The organism is Streptomyces sp. ICN903, assembly GCF_022015835.1.
Lineage (GTDB): Bacteria > Actinomycetota > Actinomycetes > Streptomycetales > Streptomycetaceae > Streptomyces > Streptomyces fenghuangensis.
The window spans coordinates 1-9,570 of the sequence record NZ_JAKMAY010000226.1; the positions used below are offsets into that span (position 1 = coordinate 1).

The following is a 9,570-nucleotide window of genomic DNA, read 5'->3' on the forward strand; positions in this document are numbered from 1 at the left end:
GGGCGGCTCACCGGCTCCAGCGTTGGCCGGGGGTCAGGGCCGGAGCCGGGGAGCCGTCACTGCATGACGGCCAGGGCCAGAGCGCGGCGGGCCCGCAGGGAGGCCCGCTCGGCACGGCGCTGCATGCGCCGGGCGGTGATCACCCGGTGGCCGAGTTGTTCCGACTCGGCCTCCCGCATGCGTTCACGCATATGGGCACGGGCCATGGCTTCTGGGATGAGTTGCATGTCGCGGGTCCTGTTCTGGAGCGAGGCGGTGGCGTCGGGCTGTGTGCTCGCGTGGTTGTCGGTGTTGAGGGTCATCGCGGATTCCGGCTTCGGGAAGGGACGCAGCGCGGGACCGTGCGTCGCGGGGTGATCGATCGTGCCGACGGTGTTCATGCCGTGACCGGGTTCTTGCGGGGGCGGCCACGCGGCCGCTTGCGGGGAACGACCACCCCTTGGACGAACAGCTCGCCGCCCCAGACGCCCCAGGGCTCGCGGCGGTCCTTGGCGCCGGCGAGGCAGGCCTCGCGCAGCGGGCAGGTCTGGCACAGGGACTTGGCGTACTCCACGTCGGCCGGCGACTCGGCGAAGAAGACCTCCGGGTCGTAGCTGCGGCAGGGCACGGCCACACCGAGACGCTCGATGGCGTCGTCGAGCTCGGTGAGCGTGGTGAGCGGGGTCAAGGAGTCCTCCGTGGGATCGGACGTTCGGATCGGGTCGGGCTGTACGGACGGGGCGTGCGTCTGGATGTGCACGGCGGTGGATTCCTCGTCTGTGTGTCGTCTCTTCGACCCGGCTGGTGGCCGGGCCACTTGGGGAAAACAGAAGGGCCGCGGATCCCGGTGTGGGTTCCGCGGCCCTGGAAGGTGCCGACCTGATCGTGCCGATCAGGCTGGATCTCTCCAGGGTTCGAGCCCACGGAAGGCCCACATCGTGTGGTGCTTGGCCTGCTTCTGTCCGTTGCCGGCACCGTTGGCCGCGCCGGTGAGGGCATAGGCATCAGCCTGTGCCGCCGCCACTACCGCGGGTGCCTGGGTCGGTCGCTCGCTGACCCGCTCGCGAATCGACAGAACCGCGAGGGAGGCCGGACGCGCGGCCGTAAAGCCGAAGGCACGGGTGCCGGACAGACGGGAGCCGAGCAGGCAGGAGGCGAGGACCTCGCGACCGGTCGGTTCCGTCGTGATCCTGGTGATCGTGGTGGTCATCGAAGCTCGCCTCCTCTCGGCGCTTTGGGGATCGGCGGGTGTGTCGATCCGGGCGTTCAGGGTTCAGTACAGCATGGATCCGACGGAGCCAGTAGGCCCCGCTCGTCCATGCCCGGAAGGCTATGAGGGTTTGGACGGCCCGCGCAAACTATTTTCCCGGCGGATTCGTAACAGCCTCTGTGACAGATTCCGGAATCTATTCGTCCGCTTGTTCGTCCATTCGTTCGTCCGCCCGTCCGCCCGCGGATTCCCCCGGGTCCGCGCCGATCTCCTCGCCGGCGCACAGGGCCAGCACATCGGCGCCGAACCTCTGGAGTTTGCGCCCGCCCACGCCGGGGATCCGCGCCAGCTCCGTCTCGTTGTCGGGCAGGGCCTCGGCGATCGCCATGAGCGTCTTGTCGGTGAAGACGCAGTAGGCGGGCTGGCCGAGCTGCCGCGCCTGGGCCGATCGCCACTCGCGCAGCCGCTCGTACAGCTCCTCGTCGAGATCGGAGGGGCAGCCCTCACAGCGCATCAGCTTGATCTCACCCGCGTCGGTGAGGGTGCGCCCGCACACCCGGCAGCGCACCGGGCCGCGCCGCCTGCGCGACCGCCCGCCGCCGCGCTCCACCCCGCCGGCGCCGCCGGCGCGGCCGCCGTCCGACGAGGAGCCGGGCCGCAGCCCCGCCAGGAACCGGCTCGGGCGGCGGCCGCCGCGGCCTCCCGGCGAGCGTGACAGCGCCCAGGACAGGGACAGATGGCGCCGGGCCCGGGTGACACCCACGTAGAGCAGCCGGCGTTCCTCCTCGATCTGCTCGTCGGTCTTCGCGTAGCTGATTGGCAGCGTCCCGTCCGTCAGTCCGACCAGGAAGACCGCGTCCCACTCCAGGCCCTTGGCGGAGTGCAGCGAGGCGAGGGTGACGCCCTCGACGGTGGGGGCGTGCTGGGCGTTCGCCCGCTCGTCCAGTTCGGCCACGAGGTCGGCCAGCGTCGCCTGCGGCCGGGCCCGGGCGAAGTCCTCGGCCAGCCGCACCAGGGCTGCCAGGGACTCCCAGCGGTCGCGCACCGCCCCCGACCCGGCCGGGGGCTGCGGCGTCCAGCCGGTGCCGCCGAGCACCGCACGCACCTGGGAGGGGAGGTCCACGGCGTCGGCCAGCAGCGGGTCGTTGTCCCCGGCGCGTGCCGCGCCGCGCAGGGCTACTCCGGCCTCGCGCACCTCGGGCCGTTCGAAGAACCGCTCGGCGCCGCGCAGCTGGTAGGGCACTCCCGCGTCCGCCAGGGCCTGTTCGTAGACCTCGGACTGGGCGTTGACGCGGTAGAGGACCGCGACCTCGCTCGCGGGGACCCCGGCGTCCATCAGCTCCCGGATGCGACGGGCGACGCCCTCGGCCTCGGCGGGCTCGTCCGGGTACTCGGTGTAGACGGGGTCGGGCCCGGCCTCACGCTGGGAGACCAGCTCCAGCCGGTGGTCGGCGGCCCGGCCCCGGGCCTGGGCCAGCAGCCCGTTGGCCAGATGCACCACCTGCGGTGTGGAGCGGTAGTCGCGCACCAGCTTCACCACCGTGGCGCCGGGGTGCCGGGTGCGGAAGTCGAGCAGGTGGTCGGGCGTGGCCCCGGTGAAGGAGTAGATCGTCTGGCTGGCGTCGCCGACCACGCAGATGCTCTCCCGGTCCCCCAGCCACAGCTCCAGCAGCCGTTGCTGCAGGGGGCTGACGTCCTGGTACTCGTCCACCACGAAGTGCTGGTACTGCCGGCGCACGGTGTCGGCGATGTCCGGCCGCTCCTGGAGGACGCCGACCATGAGCAGCAGCACGTCCTCGAAGTCGATGACCGAGCGTTCGCGCTTGAGCTGCTCGTAGAGCCCGTAGATCCGGCTGATCTCGGCCGGGTCGCGAGGCGCCTCGCGCGAGGACTTCGCCACCGCGGCCGGGTAGTCCTCCGGGACGCTCTGGGTGACCTTGGCCCATTCGATCTCGCCCGTCACATCGCGCAGCTCGTTGCGGTCGAGCCGGATGCGGCAGCGTGCGGCGGCCTCGGCCACGAGCTGGACCTTGCGCTCCAGCAGACGCGGCAGGTCGCCGCCGATCGCCTTCGGCCAGAAGAACTGCAGCTGGCGCAGGGCGGCGGAGTGGAAGGTGCGGGCCTGCACACCGCCCGCACCGAGCTGGCGCAGCCGCCCGCGCATCTCGCCCGCCGCGCGGTTGGTGAAGGTGACGGCCAGCACGCTCGCGGGCGGCAGCACCCCCGCCCGCACCCCGTACGCGATCCGGTGCGTGATCGCGCGCGTCTTGCCCGTACCGGCCCCCGCCAGCACGCACACCGGGCCGTGCAGTGCCGTCGCCACCTCGCGCTGCTCGGGATCGAGTCCTTCGAGCACCGCGTCGGGCGAATCGGGGACGTTCGGGAAGAGGGGGGAGGGCGTTGCTGCTGTCACCCCGCCATGCTGCCAGGTCGGCCGAGGGGCCGGTAACCGTCGTCCACAGGCGGCCGGGACTCGTAGCAGGAACGCCCCTCGCCGGCCCCGGTCGGGGCTCGCTCCGGCCCCGGTCGGGGACGTTCGGGAATGGGTCCGGCCGGTTGAACGTTCCACCGATGCCAGTACGCCGACACGCCGAGACGAGGAGCACGAGAACCCATGGCGGGAACGGTCACGATGTACAGCACCACCTGGTGCGGCTACTGCCGTCGGCTCAAGGGCCAGATGGACCGCGAGGGAATCGCGTACACCGAGGTCAACATCGAGCACGACCCGGAGGCCGCGGCCTTCGTCGAGAAGGTCAACAACGGCAACCAGCTGGTCCCGACCGTGCTCTTCCCCGACGGCTCGGCCCTGCCCAACCCCTCGATCGCGACGGTGAAGGCCGTTCTGGGAGCCTGACGCACCACCGCCGGCGGCCCGCCGCGGGCCCGGTGATCCGGGCCCGCGGCGGGCCGCCCGTCACCGCGGGTCCGGCAGCGGCTGCCCGTACCACAGCTCGATCAGCCGGGCCGCGATCGAGATGCCCGACGGCGGAAGCACCTCGCCGGAGGCGAACGCGGCACGCAGCTCCTCGCGGGAGAACCAGCGGGCCTCCTCGATCTCCTCGCCGTCCACCCGGATCTCGGTGGAGGTGGCGTGCGCCACGAAGCCCAGCATCAGGCTGGAGGGGAAGGGCCACGGCTGGCTGGCGACGTACTCGACCCTGCCGATCGTGACGCCCGCCTCCTCGCCCGCCTCGCGGACGACCGCCTGCTCGACGGACTCGCCCGGCTCCACGAAGCCCGCGAGCGTGGAGAAGCGGCCCTTGGGCCAGTGCACCTGGCGGCCCAGCAGCGCGCGGCCCTCCGGATCCGTCACCAGCATGATCACGGCCGGGTCGGTGCGCGGGTAGTGCTCGCCGCCGCAGGCCGGGCAGCGGCGGATGTGCCCGGCGGCGGCGATGACCGTGCGCTCGCCGCAGCGCGAGCAGAAGCGGTGCATGCGCTGCCAGTTCTCCAGGGCCACGGCGTGCACCATCAGCTGGGCGTCGCGCTCGGACAGCAGCGTGCCCGCCTCCCGCAGCCCGGCCGGGCGGGCCGCGTCGTCCATCCGGCCCGGCAGCGCGTCCTTCTGCAGCGCGAAGTAGCGCACGCCGTCCTCGTCGATGCCGAGGAAGTAGCGGTGCGCCTCGGTCAGCGGGGCGTCGAAGGAGGGCATGGTCACCAGCTCGGCGCCCCCGTCCCCGGTGTCCTCGATCAGCACCTGCCCGCCGGAGACCACGAAGCAGCGGGTCGTCGGGTGGCTCCAGGCCGCCCCGAGCCAGGCCTCGTCCAGCCGGTGGTGGGAGGCCCGGTCTATGCCGCCGGTGGCGGTGAGCGTGATCGGAGGACGGTCGGTGGTGTGGTCGGGCCAGGTGATCACGGCTGCTACCAACTTCCCCTGCTGCGTGAGCGGTGGTTCGGGTGCGTACGACGGCCGCCGGACCGTTCCGTGCGGTCCGGGTGCTGTGGGGGACCCGTCCCTCTCCGTCCGCGGCGGCGCCCGCTCACAGCCGTCCCGCCCGCTCCCCCGTGCCGGGGGGACGGGGGAGCCGACCGTCCGCGGGGACGGCGGGCCGGCCTGCGGTGCGCGCGCGGACGGCGGTGTCCACGAGCGGCCGGGGTGGTGCTCATGCCCCGAGCCTATCCGGCCGTTCCGCCCGCCCCGGAATCGGTCGCCGCGCCCCGCCGGCCGCCGGGCGCCTCCCGGCCGCCCGGGATGTCCGGAACGTTCATTCCTTCCGTGTCCTCCGCGCCTTCGGCGCCCTCCGTGCCGTACAGCAGCAGCCTCTCCAGAGCGGCGCGGCCCGGCAGCCGGGCGGGACGGACCAGCTCCCCGCTGCGGACGTGGAGGAAGGCGGCGCCCACGGCCTCGGGCGGCAGCCCGTGCCGCTCGGCCCAGGCGAGGCGGTAGACGGCGAGCTGGAGCGGGTCGGCCCTGCCGGAGTGCCCGGTCTTCCAGTCGATGATCTCGAAGCGGCCGTCCGCGTCGCGGTACACCGCGTCGATCCGGCCCCGGATCACCCGGCCCGCGAGCACCAGCCGGAAGGGCGCCTCGACGCGGTAGGGGGTGCGGTGCGCGTAGGGGGTGCGGCCGAACGCCTCCTTGAGCGCGGCCAGGTCCTTCTCGTCGGCGATCCCGTCGTCGCCGGGGTACGCCTCGCCCTCCTCCCCGCCGCCCGGCAGTTCCTCGGGATCGTGCAGGGGCAGCTCCAGCTCCTCGAAGCGGGACTCCACCCAGGCGTGGAAACGGGCGCCGCGGCGGGCGGCCGCGGGCCGCGGCGGCCGCGGCATGGGCCGGGCCAGATCCCGCGCGAAGCCCTCGGGGTCGGCGGCCAGGCGTACGAGCTGGGTCGCGGAGAGCGCCGGGGGCAGCGGCACCTCCCGCACACCCGACCGGGCCCGGCGCAGTTCGGCGGTGAGCGCCTCCATGTCGCGGTCCCAGGAGGCGACGGTCCGCGCGTCCTCCGGTGTCAGCTCCGGATCCGGGGCGGGATCCCCCACCGGGGCCGGTGCGGGCTCCGGGGCCGTACGGGGGCGGGGCAGCCCGCGCCCGTCCGACCGCCCGTCCAGGTGGGCCATGACGCGCGCGGCGGCGGCACGGCGGCGTGCCCAGGCCTCCTCGTCCAACGGCAGGGGCCAGGCACGCTCCTCGGCCGGCTCCTCCAGGGCCGGGTTCTCCTCGCCCTCGGCCGGCTCCCCGGCCCAGTGCTCGACCTCGCCGTGCCGCGGGTCGGCCTCGCAGTGCGCGCGCAGCGCCTCCAGGAAGGAGGAGGGGCCGCGCGGCTTCTTCTGGCTGGGCCCCCACCAGTGACCCGAGCCCAGCAGCAGGGAGCGGGGGCGGGTGAAGGCGACGTAGCCCAGCCGCAGTTCCTCGGTGTGCTGGTGGTCCCTGACCGCCTCGTCGTAGGCCTTGCGGTCCTTCGCCGTCCAGCCGGACAGCTCCGGCAGGGTCGCCGCGTCGCCGCGCAGCGCGGGCGGCAGCACCTTCGGCTGGGAGAGCCAGGACTCGCGGGCCTGCCCGCTGGGGAAGTTCCCGGCCACCAGCCCGGGGACGGCGACCACGTCCCACTCCAGGCCCTTGGACTTGTGCGCGGTGAGGACCTTGACGGTGTTCTCGGCGCCGGGCAGCGAACTGTCCAGCCCCTTCTCGTACTCGGCCGCGGCGCGCAGGAAGCCCAGGAAGGCCAGCAGGGTGGACTGGCCGTCCAGCGAGGCGAATCCGGCGGCGATGTCCAGGAAGGTGCCGAGGGTCTCCCGGCGGCGGGCGGCCAGCGCGTGCGGGGAGGCGGAGAGCTCGACCTCCAGGCCGGTGACGGACAGCACCCGGTGCAGCACGTCCATCAGCGGGTCGGCCAGCGAGGCCCGCAGATCGCGTATCTCCTTGGCCAGCCGGGCGAAGCGCACCCGGGCCTCGGCGGAGAAAGGCAGCGGGTCGTCGTGGCCGCTGGTGCCCAGGAAGGTGTCGAGCGCGTCGGCGAGGGAGACCACCTCGGCCGGGTCGGTGCCCTCCACGGCCGCCGCCAGCCGCTCCTCGACTCCGGCCTCCCCGCCGCCGGTGCGCGGGCCGCCGGGCACCAGCAGCCGGGCGCGGCGGCCCAGCAGGGCGAGGTCGCGCGGGCCGATGCGCCAGCGCGGGCCGGTGAGCAGGCGCACCAGGGAGGCGTTGGCGGTCGGGTCCTGGAGGACCTCGCACATGGCGACCAGATCGGCGATCTCCGGCAGGTGCAGCAGTCCCGACAGGCCGACGACCTCGACCGGCACCCCGCGCTCCACCAGCGCGCCCTGGATCTGCGCGAAGTCGCCGGCGGTGCGGCACAGTACGGCGACCTGGCCGGGCTCGGTGCCGGTGTTCACCAGATGGGCGACGGAGTCGGCCAGCCACGCGATCTCCTCGGCGTGGGTGCGCAGCAGCGCGCAGCGCACCAGGCCGTCGTGCTCGGCGCCGGGGGCGGGGCGCAGCGCCTCCACGCCCGCGTGGCGGGCGCGCAGCGGCGCGGCCAGGGTGTTGGCCAGGTCCAGCAGCCGTCCGCCGCTGCGCCGGTTCTCGCTCAGGGACTGGCGGCGGGCGGGGGCGCCGTCGGCGAGGGGGAAGTGCTCGGGGAAGTCGTCGAGGTTGGCCACGGACGCGCCGCGCCAGCCGTAGATGGCCTGGCAGGGGTCGCCGACGGCGGTGACGGCATGGCCGGTGCCTTCCCCGAACAGGCCCGCCAGCATGACGCGTTGGGCCACGGAGGTGTCCTGGTACTCGTCCAGCAGCACCACGGCGTACTCCTCGCGCAGGATCCGCCCGACCTCGGGCACGTCGCGCGCCAGGGACGCCGACAGGGCCATCTGGTCGCCGAAGTCGAGCAGTTCGCGCTCCCGCTTGCGCCTGCGGTACTCCTCGACGAGCCCCAGCAGTTCCAGGCGGCCCCGCGCGGTCTCGGGCACCTTCCGCAGGGCGGCGTTGGTGAGCCTCACCTCGCCGCCCTCCAGCAGGTCGAGCAACTCGCGGTCGTACGCGCGCAGCCGCTCCGGCTCCACCAGGTGCTCGGACAGCTCGCCGTCGAGGGCGAGGAGGTCGCGCACCAGCTCGCTGACGGACTTGGTCAGCGCGGTGAAGGGGCCGGGCGCGGTGCGCAGCACCGAGGCGGCGAGCTGGTAGCGGGTGGCGTCGGCCAGCAGCCGGGCGGACGGCTCGATGCCCAGCCGCAGCCCGTGGTCGCCCAGCAGCTGCCCGGCGAAGGCGTGGTAGGTGGAGATCCGCGGCTCGCCGGGCGGCTGTTCGGCCCCGGCGGGGTCGGTGGGGTCGATGGGGTCGGGGTCGAGCACTCCCGCCCTGCGCAGCACCCCGCGCACCCGGTCGGCCAGCTCGCCGGCCGCCTTGTTGGTGAAGGTCAGGCCCAGCACGCGCTCGGGTGCTACCTGCCCGGTGCCCACCAGCCAGACCACCCGGGCGGCCATCACCGTCGTCTTGCCCGACCCGGCTCCGGCCACGATGACCTGCGGCGCGGGCGGAGCGGTGATGCACTCCATCTGCTCGGCGGTGAAGGGGATGCCGAGGAGCCGCCGGAGGTCGTCGGGGTCGCTGAGCTGTGCGGGCACCCACCAGACGCTAGCGCGCCGCGCCGACAGCCGCGGCGCGGCGGTGGTGGGCGGGGGCCGCCCGCCGCCGCCGCGCCTCCGTTCCGACGGGGTGTCAACCTCCCTCAGACCGACTCGTGTCGGCCGGAGTCCTCGCGCATCTCGCCCAGGTCGAGGACCTCGTCCGGATCCGGAGCCTCGACCACGACCTCCTCCCCGTGGCCGGTGAAGTCCATCACACCCGGCTCGTCGCTCCCCTCGTTCTCCATCCGCAGCAGATAGGGCCGGTCGTCGTCGTTGGCGACGTAGGCGGTGGTGGTCCCCTCGCCGTCGTCCTCCTGGACCAGCGGGATGACCTCCCGGCCGTCGAGGTCGACGGGCTCGCGCTTCCCGGTCTCCCCGGAACCGCCGGACTCCATGTCCTCGAGCAGCCCGTCGAGGTCGCAGAAGCCGCCCGGGCCGGTGCCGGACCCCCCGTCGTCCGTCCTCACCCAGCGCTCCGAGAGCATCTCGACGGCCATGTCCTCCCCGGGGCCGCCGTCGCTCTGGCTCTCCCAGAAGCTCTCGTCGCCCTTCATGTACATCCGCCCGTCGGCGGAGAGGACCTCGGCGGTGCCTTCGCCGATCGTCATGGTGCCGGTGCAGTCGCCGTCCCCGGCGAGCGCCAGGTCGATCGTCATCCTGCCGTCGCCGTCGTCCCCGGCCACCCAGCCGGTGACGCGCAGCGACTCGGCCCGCCTCATCGCCTCGGCGGACCGCTCCATGATCTTCCCGGCGGAGCTCCGCTCCAGCCTCGTCCCGCCGAATCCCCCGGCGAAGGGGGCGTCCCCCTCCTCCGG

8 protein-coding genes are annotated in these 9,570 nt (G+C 74.0%); 1 reads left to right on the forward strand and 7 read right to left on the reverse strand.

Translation table 11 applies throughout. The features are described from left to right. Window positions 1–56: 56 nt before the first annotated feature. The 4 genes from L7D48_RS20865 to L7D48_RS20880 all read right to left on the reverse strand — a co-directional run bounded on the left by L7D48_RS20865 (window position 57) and on the right by L7D48_RS20880 (window position 3,602). Entirely contained in the window at window positions 57–380 is a 324-nt protein-coding gene (locus L7D48_RS20865; RefSeq protein WP_237881284.1) for a hypothetical protein, read from the reverse strand. Further along, the gene (locus L7D48_RS20870) at window positions 377–739 is read right to left on the reverse strand and encodes a WhiB family transcriptional regulator (RefSeq protein ID WP_237881286.1); all 363 of its coding nucleotides are present in this window, start codon (window positions 737–739) and stop codon (window positions 377–379) included. Before L7D48_RS20870 ends, L7D48_RS20865 begins: the two co-directional genes overlap by 4 nt. Window positions 740–871: 132 nt before the next feature. After that, window positions 872–1,189 (reverse strand): hypothetical protein, encoded by a 318-nt coding sequence (locus L7D48_RS20875; RefSeq protein WP_237881288.1) that lies wholly within the window; start codon window positions 1,187–1,189, stop codon window positions 872–874. A gap of 196 nt (window positions 1,190–1,385) precedes the next feature. Next, a complete protein-coding gene (locus L7D48_RS20880; protein ID WP_237881290.1) occupies window positions 1,386–3,602 on the reverse strand; it encodes an ATP-dependent DNA helicase UvrD2 in 2,217 nt (738 codons plus the stop codon). Window positions 3,603–3,803: 201 nt separating this feature from the next. On the opposite strand from L7D48_RS20880, the gene L7D48_RS20885 reads away from it, so the two are divergent. Continuing rightward, window positions 3,804–4,046: a mycoredoxin gene (locus tag L7D48_RS20885; RefSeq protein ID WP_093661309.1), complete on the forward strand. Its 243-nt coding sequence runs from the start codon at window positions 3,804–3,806 to the stop codon at window positions 4,044–4,046. Window positions 4,047–4,106: 60 nt separating this feature from the next. Here the strand turns inward: L7D48_RS20885 and nudC are convergent, their stop codons facing one another. The 3 genes from nudC to L7D48_RS20900 form a co-directional block, all read right to left on the reverse strand. Beyond that, window positions 4,107–5,048 carry an NAD(+) diphosphatase gene (nudC, locus tag L7D48_RS20890; RefSeq protein WP_237881296.1) on the reverse strand — a complete coding sequence of 314 codons (942 nt, stop codon included), beginning with the start codon at window positions 5,046–5,048 and terminating at the stop codon, window positions 4,107–4,109. Between the two features lie 260 nt (window positions 5,049–5,308). Further along, window positions 5,309–8,752: an ATP-dependent DNA helicase gene (locus tag L7D48_RS20895; protein WP_237881292.1), complete on the reverse strand. Its 3,444-nt coding sequence runs from the start codon at window positions 8,750–8,752 to the stop codon at window positions 5,309–5,311. Window positions 8,753–8,856: 104 nt separating this feature from the next. Further along, window positions 8,857–9,570: hypothetical protein (locus L7D48_RS20900; RefSeq protein WP_237881294.1), on the reverse strand; the 714-nt coding region annotated here is incomplete at its 5' end.

Bases quoted from the DNA above. Each gene is read 5' to 3' on its own strand.
- L7D48_RS20865 (WP_237881284.1), bottom strand. From the start codon at position 380: ATGAACACCGTCGGCACGATCGATCACCCCGCGACGCACGGTCCCGCG.
- L7D48_RS20875 (WP_237881288.1), bottom strand. From the start codon at position 1,189: ATGACCACCACGATCACCAGGATCACGACGGAACCGACCGGTCGCGAG.
- L7D48_RS20885 (WP_093661309.1), top strand. From the start codon at position 3,804: ATGGCGGGAACGGTCACGATGTACAGCACCACCTGGTGCGGCTACTGC.